This window comes from Mesorhizobium mediterraneum (genome assembly GCF_002284565.1).
Taxonomy (GTDB): domain Bacteria; phylum Pseudomonadota; class Alphaproteobacteria; order Rhizobiales; family Rhizobiaceae; genus Mesorhizobium; species Mesorhizobium mediterraneum.
The window spans coordinates 173,943-197,505 of record NZ_NPKI01000046.1; the positions used below are offsets into that span (position 1 = coordinate 173,943).

Annotated in this window: 20 protein-coding genes; 2 read left to right on the plus strand and 18 right to left on the minus strand. The window is 61.0% G+C overall.

Annotated features, from left to right (window positions below; all coding sequences use genetic code 11):
- Window positions 1-116: 116 nt before the first annotated feature.
- From CIT25_RS31440 to CIT25_RS31490, 10 genes are all read right to left on the minus strand, one after another.
- Window positions 117-1,085, minus strand: coding sequence for a helix-turn-helix domain-containing protein (locus tag CIT25_RS31440; protein WP_095489238.1), 969 nt, complete (start codon window positions 1,083-1,085; stop codon window positions 117-119).
- Window positions 1,086-1,768: 683 nt separating this feature from the next.
- On the minus strand, window positions 1,769-4,951 hold the full coding sequence (locus CIT25_RS31450) for an efflux RND transporter permease subunit (RefSeq protein WP_095488983.1): 3,183 nt from the start codon (window positions 4,949-4,951) through the stop codon (window positions 1,769-1,771).
- On the minus strand, window positions 4,948-6,057 hold the full coding sequence (locus tag CIT25_RS31455; protein WP_245330079.1) for an efflux RND transporter periplasmic adaptor subunit: 1,110 nt from the start codon (window positions 6,055-6,057) through the stop codon (window positions 4,948-4,950). The genes CIT25_RS31450 and CIT25_RS31455 overlap by 4 nt, the downstream gene beginning before the upstream one ends.
- Before the next feature lie 434 nt (window positions 6,058-6,491).
- Complete coding sequence (locus CIT25_RS36630) at window positions 6,492-7,064, minus strand: hypothetical protein (RefSeq protein WP_158302699.1); 573 nt, start codon at window positions 7,062-7,064, stop codon at window positions 6,492-6,494.
- A 33-nt stretch (window positions 7,065-7,097) separates the two neighbouring features.
- Window positions 7,098-8,279 (minus strand): gluzincin family metallopeptidase, encoded by a 1,182-nt coding sequence (locus CIT25_RS31465; protein WP_095488985.1) that lies wholly within the window; start codon window positions 8,277-8,279, stop codon window positions 7,098-7,100.
- Between the two features lie 79 nt (window positions 8,280-8,358).
- On the minus strand, window positions 8,359-9,030 hold the full coding sequence (locus CIT25_RS31470) for a TfuA-like protein (protein ID WP_158302700.1): 672 nt from the start codon (window positions 9,028-9,030) through the stop codon (window positions 8,359-8,361).
- A 56-nt stretch (window positions 9,031-9,086) separates the two neighbouring features.
- The gene (locus tag CIT25_RS31475) at window positions 9,087-10,241 is read right to left on the minus strand and encodes a YcaO-like family protein (RefSeq protein WP_095488987.1); all 1,155 of its coding nucleotides are present in this window, start codon (window positions 10,239-10,241) and stop codon (window positions 9,087-9,089) included.
- Window positions 10,242-10,264: 23 nt separating this feature from the next.
- Entirely contained in the window at window positions 10,265-13,426 is a 3,162-nt protein-coding gene (locus CIT25_RS31480) for an ATP-binding protein (RefSeq protein WP_095488988.1), read from the minus strand.
- Between the two features lie 128 nt (window positions 13,427-13,554).
- Entirely contained in the window at window positions 13,555-13,971 is a 417-nt protein-coding gene (locus tag CIT25_RS31485; RefSeq protein ID WP_095488989.1) for a GFA family protein, read from the minus strand.
- A 23-nt stretch (window positions 13,972-13,994) separates the two neighbouring features.
- The gene (locus tag CIT25_RS31490; protein ID WP_095488990.1) at window positions 13,995-14,465 is read right to left on the minus strand and encodes an SRPBCC family protein; all 471 of its coding nucleotides are present in this window, start codon (window positions 14,463-14,465) and stop codon (window positions 13,995-13,997) included.
- Between the two features lie 106 nt (window positions 14,466-14,571).
- Between CIT25_RS31490 and folP the strand changes: the two genes are divergently transcribed.
- Window positions 14,572-15,405, plus strand: a complete 834-nt coding sequence (folP, locus tag CIT25_RS31495) for a dihydropteroate synthase (RefSeq protein WP_095488991.1) — start codon at window positions 14,572-14,574, stop codon at window positions 15,403-15,405.
- A 9-nt stretch (window positions 15,406-15,414) separates the two neighbouring features.
- On the opposite strand, the gene pqqE is transcribed toward folP, so the two are convergent.
- Genes pqqE through pqqB form a run of 4 tightly spaced genes read right to left on the minus strand, consistent with a single transcriptional unit; the run spans window position 15,415 to window position 18,519 of the window.
- Window positions 15,415-16,536 (minus strand): pyrroloquinoline quinone biosynthesis protein PqqE, encoded by a 1,122-nt coding sequence (pqqE, locus tag CIT25_RS31500; RefSeq protein WP_095488992.1) that lies wholly within the window; start codon window positions 16,534-16,536, stop codon window positions 15,415-15,417.
- Window positions 16,533-16,829, minus strand: a complete 297-nt coding sequence (gene pqqD, locus CIT25_RS31505) for a pyrroloquinoline quinone biosynthesis peptide chaperone PqqD (protein WP_095488993.1) — start codon at window positions 16,827-16,829, stop codon at window positions 16,533-16,535. The genes pqqE and pqqD overlap by 4 nt, the downstream gene beginning before the upstream one ends.
- Window positions 16,826-17,584 carry a pyrroloquinoline-quinone synthase PqqC gene (pqqC, locus tag CIT25_RS31510; RefSeq protein ID WP_095488994.1) on the minus strand — a complete coding sequence of 253 codons (759 nt, stop codon included), beginning with the start codon at window positions 17,582-17,584 and terminating at the stop codon, window positions 16,826-16,828. The genes pqqD and pqqC overlap by 4 nt, the downstream gene beginning before the upstream one ends.
- The gene (gene pqqB / locus CIT25_RS31515) at window positions 17,581-18,519 is read right to left on the minus strand and encodes a pyrroloquinoline quinone biosynthesis protein PqqB (protein ID WP_095488995.1); all 939 of its coding nucleotides are present in this window, start codon (window positions 18,517-18,519) and stop codon (window positions 17,581-17,583) included. Before pqqB ends, pqqC begins: the two co-directional genes overlap by 4 nt.
- A gap of 220 nt (window positions 18,520-18,739) precedes the next feature.
- Between pqqB and CIT25_RS37020 the strand changes: the two genes are divergently transcribed.
- Window positions 18,740-18,877: a hypothetical protein gene (locus tag CIT25_RS37020; RefSeq protein WP_164547143.1), complete on the plus strand. Its 138-nt coding sequence runs from the start codon at window positions 18,740-18,742 to the stop codon at window positions 18,875-18,877.
- Between the two features lie 57 nt (window positions 18,878-18,934).
- Here the strand turns inward: CIT25_RS37020 and CIT25_RS31520 are convergent, their stop codons facing one another.
- The 4 genes from CIT25_RS31520 to CIT25_RS31535 all read right to left on the minus strand — a co-directional run bounded on the left by CIT25_RS31520 (window position 18,935) and on the right by CIT25_RS31535 (window position 22,972).
- Entirely contained in the window at window positions 18,935-19,492 is a 558-nt protein-coding gene (locus tag CIT25_RS31520; protein WP_095488996.1) for a PQQ-dependent catabolism-associated CXXCW motif protein, read from the minus strand.
- A 10-nt stretch (window positions 19,493-19,502) separates the two neighbouring features.
- Window positions 19,503-20,366: a quinoprotein dehydrogenase-associated putative ABC transporter substrate-binding protein gene (locus CIT25_RS31525; protein WP_164897529.1), complete on the minus strand. Its 864-nt coding sequence runs from the start codon at window positions 20,364-20,366 to the stop codon at window positions 19,503-19,505.
- A 1-nt stretch (window position 20,367) separates the two neighbouring features.
- Window positions 20,368-20,892, minus strand: a complete 525-nt coding sequence (locus CIT25_RS31530) for a c-type cytochrome, methanol metabolism-related (RefSeq protein WP_095488998.1) — start codon at window positions 20,890-20,892, stop codon at window positions 20,368-20,370.
- A gap of 181 nt (window positions 20,893-21,073) precedes the next feature.
- Window positions 21,074-22,972: a methanol/ethanol family PQQ-dependent dehydrogenase gene (locus CIT25_RS31535; RefSeq protein ID WP_095488999.1), complete on the minus strand. Its 1,899-nt coding sequence runs from the start codon at window positions 22,970-22,972 to the stop codon at window positions 21,074-21,076.
- Between the last annotated feature and the right edge of the window lie 591 nt (window positions 22,973-23,563).

The window sequence follows — 23,563 nt, forward strand, 5'->3', positions numbered from 1 at the left end:
GATGCGACGCTTCGGAAGAGAGACTTGCGATTTCCGCCGCGATTGTCACCGTGTCGACGACAGTGGCCGAGCGGGATGTGTCGCAGAATTGCGACAGTCAGGCGAGGATTCGAAGGTCAGTGAGACCGGTGGACATCCAGGCGGTTGAGCTTGCGATGAAGCGTCGCGCGGCTGATGCCAAGCGCCTGAGCCGCAGCCGACACATTTCCGTCTGCGCGCGCGAGCGCCCGCTGGAGAACACCGCGCTCCGCTTCGGCGAGAACTTCGTGGCCGCTCTCAGCCCAACCGAGCAGATCGGTTGCAGGCATCGGCTTGTCGAGACAATGTTGGGTAATTCCAAGCGCCAGGCGAGCCGACCGGGTCGCACCAACTACAAGGTCGTCCGCATCGACGGCGATCAGCGCGCCGGAGCCTTTGTCGGTCACTGGCGCCAAAAGAATTCGCGCCTTGGGAAACGCCATCCTAAAGTTCTCTGCCTCGATCCGACGCACCGCGTCGACCACGGCCACTGAAATAAGGTTTGCGAAGGCTTCGGTCAGATCGGCCCGGCACGAGGAGACGTCAAGCGCGGCTACAAGATCTCCCTCATGATCGTAGATCGGAGCAGTGGTGCAGCTCAGCCCTGTGTTGCGCGTGTGAAAATGCTGGTCGCGATGGATCGTCAGCGTGCGCTGTTCAACCAGACAGGTGCCGATCCCGTTGGTGCCCTGGCACTCTTCGTTCCAGACGGAGCCGGTCCACAAACCCCAGGAATGAAACGTCTCGTCATCCACAGGCGCGCCGCGCCGTTCGACGGGCACGCCGTTACGATCGGCGAGCAGGACGCAGCATCCGACGCCGCCCACCGCGAGATAGAGCCGGTCCAGACTCGATTGGGCGGCTCGGACGAGTGGTTCGATGCATTGCCGGGCCTCTCCCAATTCCGCCTCTGTCAGATAGCGTGGCGGGCTGCAATCGGTCGGATCGAGCCGATGCAAACTGGAAGACCGTCGCCAAGAGGCGACCAGCGCCGACTTCGCAGCGGCATCCGAAGCGATCGCGGCCTGAATGCGATCGGCATGATGACCGGATAGATCCTCGCCCAGGCTATCCTCCCATCCCCGCTTCTTGTCGCACCAGGTTCCGATTTCAATCACCGCGTTGTCAATTCGACAGAAGAACCAGATGGGGTAAATCCTCTATGTTCTCCTGGCAGTTAGTGATTTTGGCCAATCGATAGTCGTTCCTCGCCGGTGCCCCCAAAGCCTACCAGCACGAATTGGGCATTCATTGATCGAGAGCAAAGAGGAACGACCATGACCAGCCGCGGGACCGTGCGGAACAATACGGGAAGCTTTTTGATTTTGGCCCACGAAAAAGTCAATGAAATCAACGGCTTTAATGCATCTTCCGGGCCCACCATTCAGTCTGCTCGATTTCCGGGTTTTTCCCCCGTCTCAGAATAGCAGCGACATTTCCGCGGGTTAGCGCCGGGTAGTTGGCAACACTTGACCACGATCCAAGTGCAGGAGAAGCGATCTTGTGCCTGTTTCTATCCTCTATTTTCGCTCCTGTTCGTCGGCCGGCCGACGACCCCAGCGGCGATCGGCTCGATGCGCTTTTCTGCGCGATCCAGACGGCTTGGGCGTGGACGATGCGAAGCGAGCGTACGGCGCGCCGGAACATCTCGATCCGCTCGAGGGATGGATCGCCGATCCATCCCTCCGCGAGATTCGGGAACCCGCCGGTCCGGCTTCAGTCTGAACCCGGCGCCTCATCGGCTCGGCGTCTACTCGGCTGCGCCGCTCTCGGAAGCCAAGGTCGGGCCGGCTTCAGGCCGCCTGCGCCGGAATGTCCTGCGCAGAGCAACGTAGAAGACCGGCGTCAGGAAGAGGCCGAACAATGTCACGCCCAGCATGCCGGAGAACACGGCCGTGCCGAGCGATTGGCGCATTTCCGCGCCAGGCCCGCTGGCGATCACTAGCGGCACCACGCCCAGGATGAAGGCGAATGCCGTCATCAGGATCGGCCGCAGCCGCAGCCGGCAGGCCTCGACAGCCGCCTCGACGGCGTCAAGGCCACGCTCCTCACCTTGGCGCGCGAACTCGACGATCAGGATCGCGTTCTTCGCCGCCAGGCCGATGAGCACGATCAGCCCGATCTGCACGAGGATGTTGTTGTCGAGACCGCGGAAGGCGACGCCCAAGAGGGCGGCCAGCACGCTGAGCGGGACGATAAGCACGATCGCGAATGGCGTAATCCAGCTTTCGTATAGCGCGGCGAGCACCAGAAAGACGAACAGAACCGACAGGCCGAAGATGAACACCGCCGTGTTGCCGGTCTGCCGCTCCTGGAAGGCGAGTTCAGTCCATTCGAAGGAAGTGCCCTGCGGCAGCGATTCGGCTGCGATCCCCTCCATCAGGTCGAGCGCCGTGCCCGTGGCGACACCCGGCGCTGCATTGCCCTGAAGCGGCACGGAGACATACATGTTGTAGCGTTGGACGAGCGAGGGACCGGTGACGTCGCGGATCTCGACCAGTGTGCCGAGCGGCACCAGGTCGCCGGCCGCCGAGCGCACCTTCAGTTTCAATATGTCGTCGCGATCGATGCGGAAAGCCTGGTCGGCTTGCGCCCGCACTTGGTAGACGCGACCGAAAGCATTGAAATCGTTGACGTAGGCCGTGCCTAGATTGATCGACAGCGTCTCGAAGATGTTGGGGATCGGCACGTTCAGCATGCGCGCCTTGTCGCGGTCGATCGCCAGGAAGAATTGCGGGCTGGAGGCCGAGAAGGTGGTGAAGACGCCCATCAACCCGGGCGTCTGGTTGGCCTTGCCGGCGATTTCGTTGGCCAGCGCCAGAATCGGCCGCATGTCGGCGCTGTTGCGCTCCTGGAGCATCATCTTGAAACCGCCGGAGTTGCCGATGCCCCGCACTGGCGGCGGCGGCAGCGCGATGATGAAGGCCTCCTGGATGCTTTGCAGGCTGCCAAACAGCGTGCCGATGATCTTGTCGGAAGTATCGCCGCTCTCGAGCCGTTCCTCGAAGCTCTTGAATGGCGCGAAGATCACGCCGGAATTGCTGGCGTTGGTGAATGTCGCGCCGTTGAATCCTGCGAAGGCGACGGCGTTGGCGACACCCGGCGTCTCGCGGATGATATCCGACGCCTTCTGGATGATTGCGTCCGTTCGGGCGAGCGAAGAGCCCTCCGGCAATTGCACGACGACGATCGCATAACCCTGGTCCATGTTCGGGATGAAACCGCGCGGCACCGTCTGCAGCATGTGATAGGTCGCGTAGAGCAGGCCTGCGAAGACGAGCAGCATGGCGGCAAGCGCCAGAGTCGTGCCGACCAGTCTGTGCACCAGCCACGCATAGCCGTCCGCCACCCTGTCGAACCCGTTGTTGAATCCGTTCGCCAGAGCGCGGCCGAACCTTGCCAGGAAGAAGTTCGAATGTTCCTCGATGTGCGGCTTGAAAAGCACGCCAGCGAGAGCCGGCGAAAGCGTCAGCGAGTTGAATGCGGAGATCGCGGTGGAGACCGCGATGGTGATGGCGAACTGCAGGTAGAACTGGCCGGAAATCCCGGGAATGAAAGCCGCCGGAACGAAGACGGAGATCAGCACCAGCGAGATCGCGAGGACCGCGTTTCCCACTTCATCCATGGTCTTGTGCGCAGCGGCGCGCGGGGCGAGCCCCAGCCGGATGTTCCGCTCGATATTTTCCACAGCCACGATGGCGTCGTCGACAACGATGCCGACCGCCAGCACCAGCCCGAACAGAGTGAGCATGTTGAGCGAGAAGCCGAAGGCGAGCAGCACGGCAAGCGTGCCGATCAGCGAGACCGGTATCGCCACGATCGGCACGATCGCCATGCGCCACGACTGCAGGAACACTACGATGACGATCACCACCAGCAGGATCGCCTCGGCGATGGTGACATAGACCTCGTTGATAGATTCAGCGATGAACTCGGTCGGATTGTAGATGATCTCGTAGGCCAGCCCTTTCGGGAAATCCTCCGAAAGCTCCGCGATGGTCTCCTGGATTTCTTCCGCCGAGGCCAAGGCATTGGTGCCCGGCCGCTGGAAGATGCCGAGCGCCACCGCCGCCTTGTTGTTGAGATAGGAATTGGTGACGTAGTCCCTGGCGCCGAGCTCTATGCGCGCCACGTCCTGCAGGGAGATCAAGCGGCCGTCCTCGGTCGACTTGACTATGACGTAGCGGAAGTCGCGCGCGTCTTCGAAGCGCCCTTGCGTGGTGACCGTATACTGGAAGGCCGAGCCGTCGCCAATCGGTGGCGCGCCGATCGAGCCGCCCGACACCTGGACGTTCTGGTCGCGCAGCGCCTGGACTACGTCGCCTGCGGTCATGCCGTAGGCGGACAGCTTTTCCGGGTCTAGCCAGACGCGCAGCGAATATTCGCGCTCGCCGAATATCTGCACGTCGCCGACGCCGTCCAGTCTCAGCAGGACGTCGCGCACGCGCGAACGCGCATAATTCGAGACGTAGAGCTGATCATATGTGTCGTCGGGCGACAGCATGTGGATGACCATCATCAGGTCGGGCGAACTTTTCGCCGTGGTGATGCCGAGCCGGCGCACCTCTTCCGGCAGGCGCGCTTCGGCGATCGAGACGCGGTTCTGGACCAGCACCTGCGCCGCGTCGAGATCGGTGCCGGGGCGGAAGGTGATGGTGAGCGACATCGAGCCTTCGCCGGAGGAATAGGACGACATGTAGAGCATGTGCTCGACGCCGTTGATTTCCTGTTCGATCGGCGTCGCCACGGTCGCGGCGACCGTCTCGGCGTCGGCGCCCGGATAGGAGGCGCGCACCACGATGGTCGGTGGCGCGATTTCGGGATATTGCGCGACCGGAAGCTGTGTATAGGCGATGCCGCCGACGAGCACGAGCACGATCGACAGCACCACCGCGAAGATCGGGCGGTTGACGAAGAAATGGGCGAAGTTCATTGCGTCTGCCCTTCGGCTTCAACCTTGGGCGGCAACGTGGTCATCTCGGACTTGACGGTGACGCCCGGCCGCACTCGCACCAGCCCGTTGATTACCACGGTCTCTTTGCCGGTGAGGCCCTCGCGGATAACGCGATAGCCGTCGATGCGCGGGCCGGTGCGGACCGGCTTGGCCGAGATCAGGCCTGCCTCGTCGACAACGAAGACGATGCGGCGGTTCTGGTCGGCGCCGATCGCCTCATCAGGCAGAAGCACGCCCGGATGAGGCAGCGAGGCGGGCACGTTGATGCGGCCGAACATGCCCGGCTGCAGCACGCCGTCCTTGTTGTCGAAGCGCGCCCTGACCCGCATCGTGCCGGTAGCTTCGTCCAGACGGTTCTCGGCGAAGTCGAGCTTGCCCTTGAACGTCGCTTCATCACGGTCGGCGACACGGACGACAACATCGACGCCGCCGGCGCCCTCCTGCATGACGCCGCCGCGCTCGCGGGCGTCGCGCGCATAAGCGAAGTAGGACCGCTCATCGTTGTCGAAATAGAAGTCGATCGGGTCGATCGAGACGATGGTGGTCAGCACGGTCTGGTCGGCCTGCACCAGATTGCCCGGCGAGACGAGCCGGCGGTTGACCCGGCCGGAAAACGGCGCCTTGATCTCGGTGAATTCGAGATCGAGACTTGCGTTTTCAAGTGCCGCCTCCGCGCCGTCCAGTTGCGCTTGGGCGGCGAGATATTCGCGGCGGCGGTCGTCCAGTGTCGAAACCGGTATGTTGCCTTCGCGCGACAGGGTCTCGGCGCGCTCGAACTGCATCTTGCTGAATTCGACCAGGGTCTTGGCCGAGTCGACCTGCGCCTGCGCCTGGTTCAGCGCCGCCTTGAACGGCCGCTGGTCGATGGTGAACAGGAGGTCGCCCTGCTTGACCAGCGTACCGTCCTGGAAATGGACCTGGTCGAGATAGCCGCCGACGCGGGAGCGCAGCGAAACCTGGTCGACGGCTTCGAAACGGCCGACGAACTCATCGTCCTCGACGATATCGCGCACCACCGGCTTGGCTACCGTGACGACGGGCGCGGGAGGCGCTTCCTGCGCCTGTGCGGCCGGGGTCGCGAGCAAGCCAATCGCCGCGAAGGCCGCGGCGGCGAGCCATTTTGCAGGGACGTTTCTGCTGGAGGGGGCGGCCAGAGAATCGTGGCGGAGGCATGCAGTGTGAACCATGGTTACCCCTCGTAATCGGCCCTTCATGCGAAGTCGTAACATCTAGGCAGCGGGTGTGCCGCACAAATCAATTTTTTGAACTGACCACCAAACTTACATACTTCTTCACAAGTAGATGCATCGATCTCTGCCAACGTCATGGCGTTCCAGTGAAACTGGTTCGGTTTGTCCGTCAATTTCTCCTTCTCGTCGAAAGCACTGGACGCAGACCCAACTCAAGAATTCTGGCTTTGAAAGACCTCCCTGCAGTGCGTGCGGTGATCGGCCGCAACGACGTGCGAATAGGCGGGTTTTTGGGAATCCCTCACGATTCCGTCACATCACAGAATGCTCTAGTCGTTCAGCTTTCCGCCACGGTGTCCCATCGTCATCTTGGATGCGTACATCGTCGGTGAGCGCTTGCCTGGAAGGTTCGCCTCGAGGACGATCTGTTCGACAAAGCCCTGGTTCACTTCGAATTCCACGCATTGGTCGAGTTTGTCGACAATCCACAGCTTATATTTTTCTTTAGTGTCGAGATCCTCCTTCAGATTATAACCGCAGTCGTCCGTAGGGACGCTTCGAGGGTTGGCAGGTATAAGCATAAGTTTCGGCTTTGGGAGATCGTAGCAGTGTCCTTCATAAGAATACCCAACAATAATCCCACACGATATTGGATTATCGTTGTCCCACGTTGCCGCGTAGATAAATACTGTCCCGATCTTCGATTTTGTGTCGATGACAACTAAATCTGATTTTGATGCAGCAGTCTTTATCCTAATCTTTTTATCTGCACTTTCAATATTATTTGCATCTGCAAATTTGAATTGTTCGCTTTGCGGCGTTATACCATAAAGGCGTACCTGTGTTGCGTTGTAGGCACCCTTGGGAAACGTCAGTGTCGGTCGGTGATAGTCGTCGCTCATTTTCCTCGCTCCTTTTTGTTGCAATCGATCAGTTCATAGAATCTCTCGCCATCTGAAGTTTTCTTCAAACTTTTCCGCAAGCGCGGGCGCCACCCGGTCGCTGACATCGACCAGCGTGGCAGCGGCATTCTCGAAGGTCAGGTCATCCGCATCGAGGCGTGGCCACGCCTGCGCAAGGGCGAGAGCCACCTCGTCCCTTGCTCTGATCAGCATGCTCTTGAACATGAAGGGCCGAGCGCGAAAGGCGCGGGACGTGAAATCCGAGATGCGCTGCATGTCGGACTGGTCGACATCCTTGATATCGATCCCCAGCAGCCGCTCGTCGGCCAACCCCTCGTGCACCAGTGCCGCGTGGTAGACGTCGACGATCGTGTCGAACACAGCCCCAGTGAACGGCCGTGACCTGTCATGGATTTCCGCCGTCAGCTCCGACATGCGGCGTGCGTTGCTGGCGAGGCGGATCTGCCGATCGCCAGTGAGCTCGGCAATCCGGTTCAATTCATTGAGAACAAGCAGGTTGCCATCGCAGTGCCGCAGCAGCCGGTCCATGCCGCTGTCGAAATTCAGGAAGGACAAGAGCGAGACCAGATCCGAGCTGGCCTCGTGGAACGGTCCGAAATCGCCTTGGGTCAGGCCGCCTGCTGGTGTCCCGAACAGCGAAAACAAGATGGCGTGGCCGACCTCATGTGCGATCACATCGAAGTTGAGCGCATAGGGATAGTTGCCTCCGTCGATGCCGCGCTCGCGGCCGAGTTCCAGATAGCCATAGCCCGATTGCGCATTCTCCCAGTCGACGAAGGGGATGATTTCGAGCCGCTCGTACGTCTCGGCAAAATACCAGACAATCGGTTTGCCGAGGTAGCTTTCCCAGATATCCAGCACGCGGCTGACCGAGGCGAAAGCGTGCGCAGAAAGGAACTGCCGCGATGTCAGGGAAAGCTGATCGAAATGGCCGTCAAAGCCAGCCTCTGCAGGCGGAAAGATTTCGCCGACAAACGGTGGCAGATAAGGGTAGTCGTAAGGCTCCTTGTCGAGGAGCGAATCGCGAACGTAGATGCGGTGATCTTCCGGGCCGGAGCGGATCAGATCGGGTGGAGTAGAAATCCATACTGTTTCGGGTGTTGCGTAACCCGAAAGGTGAGGGACCTGCGGGTATACCAGGAACCGTGTTCCCAGCAACGCATCTTGCGCAACGACACGATCGACCGCGTCCAATTGCTTGGCTCCCTCTCACGCTACCACGCTATCACGGCGCTTACGTTGCGTAAATCGTGAGCCGCCAAGAGGTCAGGGCCTACAGCGCCAGCCCCGCATCATCCATATCCTTGGAGAAGGCCGAGGTTAGCTGCAATTCCGGCATGGGCTGCGCTTTCTCAAATGCTCGCTCCCGCAGAAGTTCGAGTGCCCGCAGGGCATCTTGCTTTTTTTGCTGGACGAAAGCCGCGCCGAGCTCCCTGCACAAATTCTCGACGTCGTCCTTGCCGTCGTGTGCATCCCGGACCATCCGTGCCAGGGTGCGCTCGCGAAAGTTGACGGCCTGTGCCGCACCCTCGAGCCTCGCCTGCTGTTCGGGTGAAATCACGCCGCGCCGGCAAGCAGCGCGAAGGGTCCGGCGCAGGTCAATCAGCGCATGCGTCAATTGAGCGAAATTCACCTCGGCCGGTCCATGCAATACCGCTACTGCGTCGTCGGGTGCAAAGGCGAAGCGGCGATACCATCGGTAGATAAGTCCGACGCCTTGCATATGGGGGAACAGCTCGGCTGCTCGAAGGGCACCCATGCTGGCCGCGCCGACGACATGAATGCCGCGGCTGAGGGCCCACAGGATTTCCTTGTGCCGAACCGCCGGCTCGGCCTGAAAACCGCCGTCGATGATGAGGATCGCACTCGGGTCGAAACGCTGCACGGCCGAAACGATCGAGCCTTGCACGGCCGGGGGAAGGCAGACCGCTTCGACGACGTTCAACGCGTCGGCATGGGACAGGGTAGGGCCGGTGAAGACTAGTTTCGGGCGCATGGTCTCTATCCCTGCAAGAGCGGCTGCAAGGCAGGGATGACGATCCTGACAACCGACAGGGCGTCGAGGGGTTTCGTTATCACCCGGACCAGGTGAACTGCATCGAACCCTCTCTCTTCGAGAATTGCCAGGAGGACCGACAGCCGGTCCGACGCCGTATTGAACTTCTGCTCGGCGAGCGCACGGAAATCCACGCTGCGCGGGCCGTCGCGGAGGAGCCGGCGATGCGCTGCGATCATCTGCCGATCGGGGTATTTCGGATAGAACGCGCGCGTCAGGTCATCGCGCGCGCCCGAGATCGCCGCCAGACGGGCCTGGGCCGCTTCGTAGATGGCGTGCGCCGCCGCGCCGGCGGGACTGAAACCGGCAGCCGAACCATCAGCCGGATGATCCAGAAGGACCGTTTCCGTCGGTTCGTCTTCCAGCAGATGACACCACACCACCGGTATGCCCAACGGCGACAGAGCTTGCCAAAGGCCGACCAGCACGTTTTTGGCCGCCAAAGTCTCCAGGAGATCGCGGAGCGACGGATCATCGATCGTCTCGGGATCGATGCGTTGACGGTGGAAAAAACCGTGGGTCCGGTATGCCGTGGCGATCGCGTCGCGTTCGATGCATTCGAGCATGCCATGAACGATGGCATCCGGCTCCTCGAAGCCTGCGGCCAGACCGCTCGTCGATGCCGCGAAAATGCCGTCGTGGGGCAGTGACGGCAGCACATATGCGGTGTGCACGAGCTCGAACGGGACCAGGTCGCGGCTGCCGGTGAGAAGATTGTCGGCGGCTACCCACGCCGTCTCCCTGCCGCGCCATCCGGGCGCGGTGCCGTCCTGGAGATGGCTTTCGAAACGATCGGGCGGGATGCCCAATTGATCGGCGCAGCCGACGACTGTGTTGAAATTCGCCACCTGCTCTGCAAAGAAGCTCTCAGCCGATTCCAGCATGGCCGATATGGCGGCTTGCGCCAGGGTGGCGCCTTTGCCTTGCGCGACTGCGTTGGAGAGCGAGAAAGGCCTTGTCACCTGCACGACGGGGATGCCGAGCTGGTCGAGCCCGGTAATGTCTGCGATCCGCGTGATGCCCAGGGCTTCGCGCATCTTTATCAACCGCGCCAGCGCCTCGTCGGGCGGCGGACCCAGGCGTTCATATCGTTCCAGCATCGCGGATGCCCTTGCAGGGCCGGCTAGTGCCGAACAGCCGGTTCGGGATTGACGATCAGTGCGGCGCCCGGCTCGAGAGCGGATTTCGCACGTTCGACCCGGTCGCGATAGCGCGACGACAGTTCAGGTGACAGGCCTGATGATTGAAGGGTCTCGTATGCACTGACGAGGAAAGGCACCGCGCTTTGCTCCGCGGCTATGGCGATGCTCTTTTCGAGGGCAGCGATCACGTCCGCCTCCGCGTCGCCCTGGAGAAGAAGTAGCTCCGCCCTTCGCCGGTAGAGCTCTGCCAGCCAGAAGCGGCTGCCGCCGGCCTCGGCCTGCGCCACAGCCGAGCCCAGCAGCGCGAGCGCCTCATCGACCTCGGCAGTTCGTGTCAAAAGCTCTGCCAGCATGCCGCAATAGACCGGTTCGTCCTCAGGTGTCTGGAGCTCGCCATGGAGGCCAAGACCTTGCCGCATTTTTTCCCTGCCGCTCTCGATCTGGCCGGCGTTGCCGTCGCACCAGCCTTCGAAGATTTGCGCTGCGGCGACGAGGGCGGGCATATGATGGCGCTCCGTCAAATGGCGCAGATCCGCTATCACGCTTCGCAGCGCCGAAAAATCGCGGCGATAGCAATGCAGCATCGCCTCGTTGAGGTAGGCATGCGCGATGCTGCCGGCATGTCCGGTTTGCTGCGCCCAGCTCCTGGCTTCCGACATCGAATGGATCGCGCTTGCCGGCTTTCCGACGAACCACAAGGACAAGGCGCGGTGAGCGAGCCCGCAGACCCTCGCGTCATGCCCGCCGAACAACGCAGCATTCGCTTTGCCCTGGCCGTGCTCATAGAGCGAAAGCCCGACGTCGACGGCCGCGATGCAGCGGTCGTGACGGCCAAGATTGAAGTCGATGGCCCACACGCAATGCCTGGCCTGGAGTTGCACTTCGGCATCCTCGACATCCCTGAGATCGCTGAGCACGACTTCCGCGCGCTCGCCGTCCATGACGGTATCGGTGAACCACCAGCCCCAGTAGATCGGGAACCACTTGGCCCGTTCGGCTACCGGCCGCCGCCGGGCGATCACCACGCCGTCCTCGTATAATTTGCGGGCGGGCGCCGAGTTCGGCCCCTCGACAGCGGTCAGGATGGGACCGAGCACGACCATTGCCGATAGCCGCAGCGCGTCTCGCGTGTCGGTCGCGGCAACCCGCTCGCAGAGCCCCAAAGCATGTTCGAGTATCTGCCTTGCTTCCGCCATTGCCGAGCGGGACGAGCTTTCCGTGCCTGCGATCACAAACTGATCGATCGCTTCCTCGATTAGGCCAGCGCGTTCAGCATGTTCTGCCAGTTCAGCCGTACCCAGCCACGGGGCCAGATTTCGGTCGCAGCCGACAGCGGAGAAGAGCGACTGATGGAGGGCCTGCCGTCTCCTCCGCAGCAATGCATTGTAGATTGTCTCCCGGATCAGGGCATGACGAAATCCATAGTCGGGCTCGCCAGAAGGCCTGACCCGGATCAGGAATCCCGCCTCGATGAGGGTGTCCAGTGCATTCCCGATCGTCTCGTCACTGTATTCCGGCGACAGCTTCTGGAGCAATTCCAGATTGAAACGATTGCCGGCGACGGCGGCCGCTCGTGCCACATCCTTTGCAGGGCCCAAGGCTTCCAGCCTGGCTTGAAGGATGCCTTCAAACACCGATATTCGGCTCGATGAGCCAGCTGGCGCAAGGCGATCCGTTATGGAGGCTGCATTCTCGGCGATCCATTGGCAGATTTCCTCGATGAAAAGAGGCACGCCCCCGGTTACCTCCTCCACCATGCTAATGAGTTCCGAATGCGCGGCTGACCCGATTTCCGGCCGCATGGCCATGATTGCCTGTCGTGTTTCCTCGCGATCGAGCGGCTTCAGAGTAATATGCGGCAAGTCCCGGAACCCTGAAAAAGTCTCAGATCCAGGTCGCGCAGTCATTATGAGAAGCACGGGCACCCGATGAATGAAGAGTGCAAGTTCCGCCAGCAATTGCCTCGACGTGAGGTCGATCCAATGTATGTCTTCGACCACCAGGATGAGTGGTCCGCGTTCGCATATGGCTTCTATGCTTCTGCGAACTGCCCAGGCGGCTTTCTCCCGGATGACCTTGAGATCAGCCTCCTTCAGAGCGGGATTCGATCCTTCAGCCCCAAGTAGAAACGAGAAGATGTCGACCACTTCGTCATCGTGAACGCCTTGATTTGCGAAGACCTCCGCTACGTCTGAAGTCTCCAGCCGACCCTCTTTGCCAGCGAGGTCACTCCGAACATTTTGCAGCAGAGGATAAAGGGCCGAGTGGGAGCCGCCGGGCTGACATTGAAAAAGCAGCAATTTTGCCCGCTGAAAGCGTGTCCTCTTGCGGACTTCATAAAGCAGGCGAGACTTGCCGATACCGGCCTCACCCTGAACTAAAATGACGCCGCCCTTGCCGGCGACGGCATCATGCCAACATGCGGCGATGGTGGCCAGTTCGTCCCCACGGCCTATAAACGTATTGTTCAAGCGCCCGAAGGCGAAGAAGCGGTCAACGTCCCGCTTGTGGCTGATGGCACGCCAAGTCCGCTGCGGCTCCGCGAAACCCCTAATAACGTGAATGCCACGAAAACTGAAAACGTGGGACCGCCGCGCCAGATTTCGGGTCTCATCGGACACCAATATTGCATCCGGATGAGCCATAGCCTGGAGCCGCGTCGCCATGGCCAAAGCAGGGCCCGTGACGCTGGCATGCGCCGGGTCACCGCCGTCCCCGTGAACGAGGGTCATGGATGTAGCAATCCCGACCCGAACATGTAGGTCCGTATGGTCTTTCTCCAGCCCGACCCGCTTGCACGCTTCAATGATTTCGAGTCCTGCCCGGATCGCTTGCGAAGCCGCGTCCTTTGCCTCCATCTCTGCTGGAAAAAGTGCGACACCGCCGTCGCCGGCCTCGCTCACGACAACGCCCGAGTACGATGAGATTGCCTGTCTTGCCGCACGCCGAAAGGCCGACATCAGTTCTTCATAGTCCTCGATATCCAGAACTGCGAGCAGGTCAGTTGATCCGACCAGATCATAACAGAGAGCTGTCATAACGCGCCGCTCGCCGCGAACGTCGGACACACTACTGTCGTCCTTGCTCAGAACGCCCTTGGCAAGGGCCACGATTGGAGGCTCTACTCGACGCTTTTCCGACATGCTACGGTGCCTTGGCTGGCGGAGTGGGAGCGATACTATCAAATGCGCTAATATTCACCAGAGCGCTCGGACGACCCCCATCATAAGCGATACTTCGGACGATGTGCGTCACGCTCGCTGACCGCCGGTTAGCCTGATGGCATCTTCTCGAACGTCTTCAACCCGGTTTCCATCGTGTCCCAGGGGAGGGCCCGGATACCGTAAGTCACCACGGTCGGATTGAACCGGCCCGGATCGTCAAGGCTTGCTGCATGGACCGTGATCGGGTCCGGCATGGCGGTGTATGTCAGGTAGACAGGGGTTCCGCAGACCGGGCAGAAGGAATGGATTTTCACATTCCCGTTGTCCGCCGCAACACGCCACTCCGTCGTCGTGCCGGTGATCGTCACGTCCGCTCGCGACGAAAACGTCAGATAGGATCCATGACCGGTGCCGCTTCTTTTCTGGCAATCACGGCAGTGGCAGTGGTTCTCGAAGATGGGGGTTGCCTTAGCCTCGTAGCGAACCGCGCCGCACGCGCATCCGCCGGTGTAGAGAGTGCTCATGTGCTCGGCTCCCTGTTTCGCGGTCAGGCCGCCCGTTCGGACGCGCGCGGCTTCGCGAAGACATCGATCGCTTGACCCGTTTCGAGGAAGGATTTCAGGCTGGAGAGGACGATCGGCCAGCCGCGCTTGATGCCGTTCGCCATCCCGCTGCCGGCTTCGAGCTCGTCATGGGTGACGGTCAGCCGGACCATGGCCTCGTATTCCTCGACCTCGAAGGTCACCCGGCTGTAGCTCGCCGGATCGGACGCTTGCGAAGCGTTTGCCCAGGTGATGACGAGACGGGTCGGCGCGGAGACCTCGATGACTTTGCCGACGAGCTCGACGCTCCGCTCATCATTGGCGCGGATATGCTCCCAGCTCGAACCGGGCTTCCAGTCAGAGACGTTCTCGTGGCCCCAGTAGCGCCGTGCGAGGTCTGGTTTCGTTATGGCCTCAAACACCTTTCCCGGCGTCGAAACGATATAGTAAGTAAAGCTGATCGCTTCCTTGGTCATTGCTAGGCTCCTTTTTGTTTCACGAGCATAGGTAGATGAGGAAACCGCGATCGTGTGAGTGACAATCGTGTCGCGAATGGATTCTGATATGACAGAAGGTTGATGCATGATGCGCTGGCACATTGCTCATGGACGGCATCTCGATCTTGGCGCGAGATCGTTGCTGATGGGGATTTTGAACGTCACGCCCGACAGTTTTTCCGACGGGGGAGAATTCGATCGGCCGGAGCGGGCGATCCAGCAGGCGCGGCGCATGATCGGCGAGGGTGCGGCGATCATCGATGTCGGCGGCGAGTCCACCCGGCCCGGCGCCGGGGCCGTTTCGGCGCGCGAGGAACAATCGCGCATCCTGCCGGTCGTCGAGGCGCTGTCGTCCGACGGCGGCAGCCTGGTTTCGGTCGACACCTATCGGGCCGAGACGGCGCGTCTGGCGGTCGCGGCGGGCGCACATATCGTCAACGACGTGCATGGCCTGCAGCGCGAACCCGACATCGCGCATGTCGCGGCGGAAACCGGCGCCGGCCTCGTCATCATGCACACCGGGCGCGGCCGTGAAAAACTGGCGGATGTGATCGCCGACCAGTTCCTGTTCCTGAACAGATCGCTGGAGATCGCGCGCCATGCCGGCATCCCGGATGATCGGATCGTGCTGGACCCGGGCTTCGCCTTCGCCAAGGATGGAGAGGAAAACCTTGAGCTCATGGCTCGCTTCGGCGAATTGCGCGCTCTCGGTTTTCCATTGCTGGTCGGCACGTCACGCAAGCGTCTTGCCCGTCACCTGGTCGGCGGAACTGACGAGGGGCGCGACGTCGGCACAGCGGCGACAAGCGTCATCCTGCGGTTGAAGGGCGCTTCGATCTTTCGCGTGCACAATGTCGCGGTCAACCGCGATGCGCTGGCTTTCGCCGACGCGGTGCGCGAGCGCGAGACCGCGGAATAGAAGAGCGCGTCAGGCGGGCTCGGTCACGACGCCGATCCGCCGGTAGACGAATTGTTCGTCCTTCGAAGGAACTGCCGCAGCACGCTGGGCTTCGTCGATCAGCATTGCCATGCGCCCATGGATTGGCGATTTCGCGCAAGCCGGGTCCGTCGCGGCGGCATCGCCGGCGATCGCCATCGCCTGGCAGCGGCAGCCGCCCCAGTCGATTTCACGCCGTTCGCAGCTGCGGCAGGGCTGCTGCATCCAGTCGGTGCCGCGAAAGGCATTGAATGCTGGCGAATCGGTCCAGATATCGGCCAGGCTGCGCGGTCCAAAACGCTCGAAGCTGAGCGACGGGATGGTCTGCGCGGCATGGCATGGCAGCACGGTGCCGTCCGGCGTCACCATGAAGGCGTCTCGCGCCCAGCCACCCATGCACGGCTTGGGATAGATGGCGAAATAATCCGGCGGGACGAAATCGATGTTCATGATGCCGGTCAGCCGTTCGCGTGCCGCCGCGACGATCTCCGCCTGCCGTTCAACTGCATCGCGCTCAGGCATCAGTTGATCGCGATTGGTCAGCGCCCAGCCCGCATACTGCACGTTGGCGATCTCGAGCCGCTCCGCGCCCAGTGAAAGCGCTAGATCGATGAATTCCGGCACCTCCTCGATGTTGTGGCGATGGATCGGCGCGTTGATGGTGAGCGGCAGGCCGGCCGCGCGAGCCCGGCGTGCCGTCTCCAGCTTCTTTTCGTGGCCGCCTTTGTGGTTGCCGATGCGGTCGGTGGTCGCCGGCCGTGCGCCTTGAAAGCTCAGCTGCAGATGGTCGAGCCCGGCTTCGGCAAACGCCTCGATGCGGCCTTCGGCAATGCCGACGCCGGCGGTGATCAGGTTGGTGTAGACCCCGCGCGCCGAAAGCCCGGCGATCAATTGCTCGAGGTCGCGACGCAGCGTCGGTTCACCGCCGGACAGATGCACCTGGAGAACGCCGAGATCGGCCGCCTGCAAGAACAGGTCGAGCCAGGTCTGTGTGTCGAGTTCGCGATTGGCCTTCAGCAATTCGAGCGGATTGGAGCAATAAGGGCATTGCAGCGGGCAGCGATGCGTCAGTTCCGCCAGCATGCCGATCGGAGGGAGAAGGGGCTCGCTCATAGCTTCACCAGCAGCTTGTCCGACCATTCCTGCAGGAAGGCGACGACGTCGGCGGCCACGGCCTCCTGTTCGGCGTCATATTCCGCCGCAAGGTCGGCAATGATGTGGCCGACCGTGGATCGCCCATCGCAGCGGCGCAATATGTCGAGGCTGATGTCGTTCGGCCAAAATATTTTCTCGGGCGAAAGCACGGCGAACGCCTGCCGCACCGGGTCGTGCTGTATGCGCACGTGCTTCGGCAGCGATGGCACCGACTGCGGCGACACAATGGCTCTTTCGCGCAGCGCCATCATAGGGCTGCCTCCGGACGAAAGGCGCCGGGCGGTATGTTTCCCGGCTCGCCATAGGCGTGTTGAAGCGCGTCGAGCATGGCCCAGAGTATATCGCATTTGAACACCAGCGCATCGATCGCCTGCTGCTGGCGTTCCGCCGTGTCGGCATGGCCGAGCACGTAAGCGAGGGCGAAGTCGGCGTCGCGCGAGGCCTGTTCGGGCCGTCGGTTGAAATAGGCCAGCGTATCCTCTGTGATGTAATCATATTTGGCCAGCATCGCCGGCACCCGCTCGCCGATGATGAGCGGCGAGAACATCTCGGTCAGCGACGAGGCGACCGCCTCGAACAGCGTCCGGTTCGTGCAAAAGGAGAGGTAAGCGCCGACCGCGAAACGTGTCGCCGGCAGCGCCAGCCTTTCGCTCTTCACCGCATCGGCATCGAGACCGAGCGAGGTCGCCAGATGCAGCCAGCGCGCAATGCCGCCGCTCCAGCCGTCCTCGCCGTCGTGGTCTTCGATGCGTTTGCGCCAGGCGGCGCGAAACGCCGGATCCTCGGCATGTGCGAGGATCATGGCATCCTTGCGCGGGATGACAGCCTGATAGCAATAGCGGTTCAGCGCCCAAGCCTGCATCTCGGTCCTCGACAGCGCACCGCTGGTCATCCTGTGATGGAAAGGATGGCGGTTGTGATAGCGCTCGGCACCGACCTGCCGCAGCACGGCTTCGAGCTCGCTGGAGGACAGGCCGTTCCTGGCCGCGTCGTGGAAATCGTTCAAAATTCCATCTCCATCCCGTCGCGGGCGACTTCCCAGCCAGCCGCTTTGACCGCTGCGTGTTCGGCGGAATTCTCGTCCAGAACAGGATTGGTGTTGTTGATATGGACGAAGACACGGCGTCCGATCCTCACATCGGCCAAGCCGGCGATCGAACCCGCGTCTCCCGACATTGCCAGATGCCCCATGCGCGCACCGGTTTTTTGACCGACGCCGGCAGCAATCATCTCGTCGTCCATGTAGACCGTGCCGTCGAACAGAAGGCAGGCGGCATTGGCTAGGCGCGCGCGCAAGGTCGCATCGATGCGCGCGCAGCCCGGTATATAGAAGACGGAGCCGCGCCGGCCGGCGCCGGCGATACGGACGCCAATCGTGTCGCCGGCGTCGGAGCTGAAATTGGCGTCCGGCTGGCTTCTTTCCTCGAGATAGAGCGCTATCTTCCCGGGCACGGGAAAGCTCTCGACAGCAACGCCGGTGTCGTGGCCGTCTGCATCGCAGATCGCCAGTTCTTCTCCCGGCGGTAAGATGCGTCGCGGCACGAGCGACGGATCGAGAACATTGAAAATCGAATTCGCCTCCAGCGTCGCCAGAACCTGTGTCGTTGCATAGATAGCGAAAGGCTGCCGCTCACGCAGGCTGAGCAGGCCGGCGACATGATCGACATCGGCATTGGTCAGCACCACCGCACGGATAGGCGTCGAACGCAGCGGCGCATCGAGCGCGGGCTGCAATTCGGGCGTTTGCGCAATCTGTTGGCGAATATCGGGCGAGGCGTTGAAGAGAACCCAGCCGGCCCCGTCCGCTGACGCGGCGATGCTTGATTGGGTTCGCGAATGCACGCCAGCCACCCCGCTGCGAGCCGCGCGGCTCAGGCGATAGTTGCAATTCCATTGCGGAAAGCCGCCGCCTGCCGCCGAGCCGATGATCTTCAAGCGCATTGCAATGCCCGCTCTGCGGCTTGTTCAACCAGCAGGAAATTTTCGGCCGTGAATGGCTTCGCGCCCGCGTCGAACGCGTCAACGCCTTCCACGAAGATCTCACGCGGCAAGAAAGTGCGTGTCCCCGTTGCCAGGGACACGCACCTCTGCGGCCTACTTCTTGGGAGGAATTTCAGCAGGCAGATACCGCGAAATTTCGAAGCCCGCAGCGACTTGGCACATGGTCGGTTTTGTCCAGCTCTTCTTCATGGCATTTCTCCTCTTCTACCAGCCCGAAGGGGCCGATCCTTTTCTCAGTCAACCATTGCTGGGCACCATTGCAATGGCTCGTCCATCAGCTCTCAAAATGGACAAATGAAACGGTAGGTTCTGAAAAATCGAAAAACAAGACGATCGAAATAACAATGCTCATGCTTCAATTGCTGATCACGTAAGGCTTCTTCTCCTCCAGCGGAAGGTTTGCACGCTCCCATCCATCGGCGCCGAGCGGATACCAGATCACCGAACTGTAGCCCCATTCGACGGCCCGTTTCGCGGCATTCCAGGACATCCAGCAATTCGTCATGCAATAGAACAGGATAGCGCGCGACTTGTCGGCACCGGCTTCGGCCGCGAGGCCTTGGCGAAAATAGCTGGCGGTCTCCTCGGAGATAGCGCCGTAACCGACGTTGGCCAGCCAGATGCTGCCCGGGATGTCCTTTCTGATCGCCTCTCTCCAAATCGTTCCTGCCGGCAAATTGGCCGGCTTCGGCGTGTTCGGCATGACGTCGAAGAACACCGCCTTCTTCTCCCGCCACAGCGCCTCGGCCTCTGCCGTCGTCACCACGCTCGCACCTTGCAGCGTCTGCGGCACCGGCGCCCGATATTCGTCCATCCGGTAGCCGCCGGGCTCGGCGATATCGCCAGCCCACATCGGTTCGGTCAGACTGAGAAGGCCCGCAGCGACCAGCAAAATCGTCTCCTTTCCCTTCATACCGGCATCGTCATTGCGTGATCGGATTATCGTGTTCGTCGATCAGCGGCACATTGTAGTCCAGCAGGATCCTGTTGATCTCCGCCTGGTTTTCCCTGATCACCCGGTTGAGCGACCGCTTCCATTCCTGGTCGGATGGACGCACGCCCATGGTGATACGATAGGACATGCGCGAGCCGGTTTTTTCCTTCACCAGCGGAACGATCGTGAGGTCGGCGCCGAGTTCCTTGGCATAGTAGCCTGCCATCGGTCCCCAAATGACCGCCGCGTCGATCTTGCCGGCGAGCATGTCCTTGATCATGACCTCCCCCATGGAAGGGGTGAGGCGCGTATCCACCGCCAAGGGATAGATTTTTGCCGTTCGCAAGAGCTTGTTGGCAGCCATGTTGGCAGTCGGCGGCGTGCTTTCGACGACACCGATCTTCTTGCCGGTGAGTTTCGGATCCTCGATCGTCTCGACGCCTTCCATGCCGTTGCCCTTCGGGTGCACCAGCACATAGGAGGAGCGATAGTAGGCGTTGGTGTTCTGCACCAGTTCATCGCCCTGGGCATAGCCCATGATGATGTCGCATCGGTTGGCCGCCAGCGTGTTGCGCACGAAGCCGGCGACAAGAGGAAACCACGTGTAGGCGACGGACTTCCGACCGGTTTTCGCTGCAACCAGTTCGGCCAGCTTGTTTTCGAAGCCTTCGCCGCTCTTGTCGGTGAAAGGCATGTTCGAAGGATCGGCGCAGACGCGCAGAATATCGGGGTCGACCAGTTCTCCTGCGGCACCAAGGCCGGCGTCCTGCGCCTGGGCGTTCGAAGGCGGCAAGGCGAGTGCGCCGACGATCGACAGCACAAAACGCAGCTTCAACGCATCACGGCCAGTCATATCATCCACCCATACAGGATGCTTCGGCATCCTTCGCTGCTTGTGGCTTGTCTGCTTTCTTCGGCGGTCTGCCGCGGGGCGCCGCACCGTCGGCGCGGGCGCGGAGGTAGACGTAGAGATCGTCCATGTAGCAATAGACGTTCTTGTTGTCGCCAAAGGCAGGCATGACATTCTCCTTGCCGCCGCCGACATTCTTGCGGCCTTCGGCGACAATCGAGAGGAACGTGCCGTAATCCATGGTTTTCAGGCTGTTGACCAGGGCCGGCGCATAGCTCGAACCGGTGCCGTCCGGTCCGTGACAGACATGGCAATCGGAGTGATAGCGGCGATAACCGCTGAACGTGTACCAATCCACGGTTCCGTTTTCGATCTTGTAGGTCGGGTTTCCGTCCGCGTCGAAATGTTTGCCGGCCTCTTCCGTCACCGCCTTGGCTTTTTCCGCGCTGTCCTCGGCCTGCGCGAGACTTGAGCTTGCCAGAGGCAGCAGAGCCAGGGCGAGGGCGGAAATTACAATGCGAACGGACATTCAGTATCTTCCTTCATTTGCCACGGACACGGGCTTTTCTGTCGTGAAGCGGCATTGATCGATGTTTTGGGGCGCGGCGAAATCGAGAGCCCGGTCCTGGCTTCCCGGTGATCCGGGCTCTCGCTTTTCAAGCCTTGGTCTTTTCACAAGACCCGAGGCGTGTGCCTAAGGTTCCCGAGTGTCAGTCCGGGAGACCGAAGACGGTGAGCTGACCGCCCAGCGTCGTGTAGTCGGCCAGTGCTGCGTAGCCACCGACCGCTCCCAGACCAGCAGTCCCAACGACCGCAGTCTCGTCGCCTTGCTCACGGCCCTGATCGACGGCGCCATGCCAGGCAGCGGCGTTTTCGGGCGAAAGCAGTCCACCTGCCAGACCGATACCGGCCCATCCGCCGACGCCGGACAGAACGGCGATGTACTGCTTGCCGCCATGCTCGTAGGCCGTGATGTTGCCGATGATGCCGGACGGGGTCTTGAACTTGTAGAGTTCATTCCCGTCATGATCGACCGCCTTGATGTAGCCCTCGAGCGTGCCGTAGAAGACGACGTCGCCGTCGGTTGCCAGCGCGCCCGACCACACCGAGAACTTCTCGGGCTTCGACCAGACGATCTCGCCCTTGGCAGCATCCCAGGCAATGAAGTTGCCCATGTGGTCGGCTCCAGGGGGAGGATACATCGACACGGTGGCGCCCACGTAAGGCTGACCGGCAGTGTAGCTCACCTTATAAGGCTCATAGTCCATGCAGACATGGTTTGTCGGCACGTAGAACAGGCCGGTCTTCGGCGAATAGGCCGCCGGTTGCTGGTCCTTGGTTCCAAGCGCCGCCGGGCAGATGCCCGTCGTGTTGGTGTCTTCGCCGTTCGCCTGGGTCGAATATTTGGCCACGACCTGCGGGCGGCCATACTGGTCGCTGCTGGGGTCCATGTTGACTTCCGTCGCCCAGTTCACTGCCGGATCGTATTTCTTGGCGACGAGAAGTTCGCCACTGGCGCGATCCATGGTGTAGGCAAAGCCATTGCGGTCGAAATGCACCAGCACGTCGCGCTTGGCGCCGCCGACCTCCATGCCATCGACGAGAATCATCTCGTTGATGCCGTCAAAGTCCCATTCGTCATGCGGGGTCATCTGGTAGAGCCATTTGGCAACACCAGTATCCGCATCGCGAGCCATGATTGTCATGGACCAGCGATTGTCGCCTGGGCGCTGGACCGGGTTCCATGTCGAGGGATTGCCGGTACCATAGTAAACCAGGTTCAGCTTGGGATCATAGGAATACCATCCCCATGTCGTGCCGCCGCCTGTCTTCCACTGCTCGCCTTCCCAGGTGTTCGTGCCGGAATCCTTTCCGACAGGTTTGCCGAGATGGGTGGTCTTCTCGGGATCGATCAGGGTGTCTGCGTCCGGACCTTCCGAATAGGCTTTCCAGGCGAGCTTGCCATCTGCCAGATTGTAGGCGGCCAACCAGCCGCGAACGCCGAATTCAGCGCCGGAGACGCCGACCAGCACCTTGTCCTTGACGACTACGGGTGCTGACGTGCCGGATTCGCCCTTTCCGCCGTCGGTCTGCTCGCCGTTCTTGACTGACCAGACGACCTTGCCGGTCTTGGCATCGAGCGCCACGACGGTGGTGTCGGCCTGGTTTAGAATGATCTTGCCGTCACCATAGGCGACGCCACGATTGACCGTGTCGCAGCACATGATCCCAATAACATTGGGGTCTTGCTTGGGCTCGTATTTCCAGAGGATCTTTCCGTCATTGTTGAGATCGAGAGCATAGACGGTGTTCGGGAACGGCGCGTGGACATACATCACATCGCCGATAATCAGCGGCCCGCCTTCATGGCCGCGCAGCACGCCAGTGGAGAAGCTCCACTTGACCTGCAGGTTCTTCACGTTGTCCTTGGTGATCTGGTTAAGTTTGGAAAAGCGGGTGTTGGCGTAGTCACCCGTCTGCATCACCCAGTCCTTGGGGTTTTCGGCCATTTTCATTAGTTCTTCATTGGCCGACGTCATGTGGACCGCGCCGAACGACATGAGCGCCGCGGTCGTTAGTAGGTAGGCAGTTTTCGCAAATACACGCATCAAAGTCCTCCCAGGGTTCACAATGACGAATCGTCCGTTGAGCCCACGAGGGCTTGCCCAAGCGATTCATGTGGGGGAAGTATTTCCGGCAGCGTGTCACGACCTAAGCCGAATGAGCAGAGGGCACCGTTACTGCCCATCCCACTTGGCCTACGAAAGACTGTCGCCGCTCCCTAATGACGGTGACGCCCTTGAAGCCGGAAACAGGATGAAGCTATGTCATCCCCAAGCGGAAGGCAAGAAAAATCACTTCCGTCTATGTTGCACTGCAATATAGAGAAATAGATATGAAAAAACTCATACAGAAAGCTATTGATCGACTGTGAATGAGGCTGGATTTATATAAGTTACCCAATTTTGCGTATTTTTTGGACGGAATGTATTAAGTTTTATTTATGAATATTCATTGGATCGTGTAAAATTAAGTATGCGCGTGTCGCTCGGGGTGCCGATAGTGGAGGAGACATGAAATGAAGGTCGGCACCGGGATTCGGAGGGGGTGATCGTGTCGTCGAGGAGGCCTTTTGCCGGCCGGCACGGCCCTGCTCCTTTGGTACTATACGGCCTGCATGAGAACTTGACTGGCGTGGT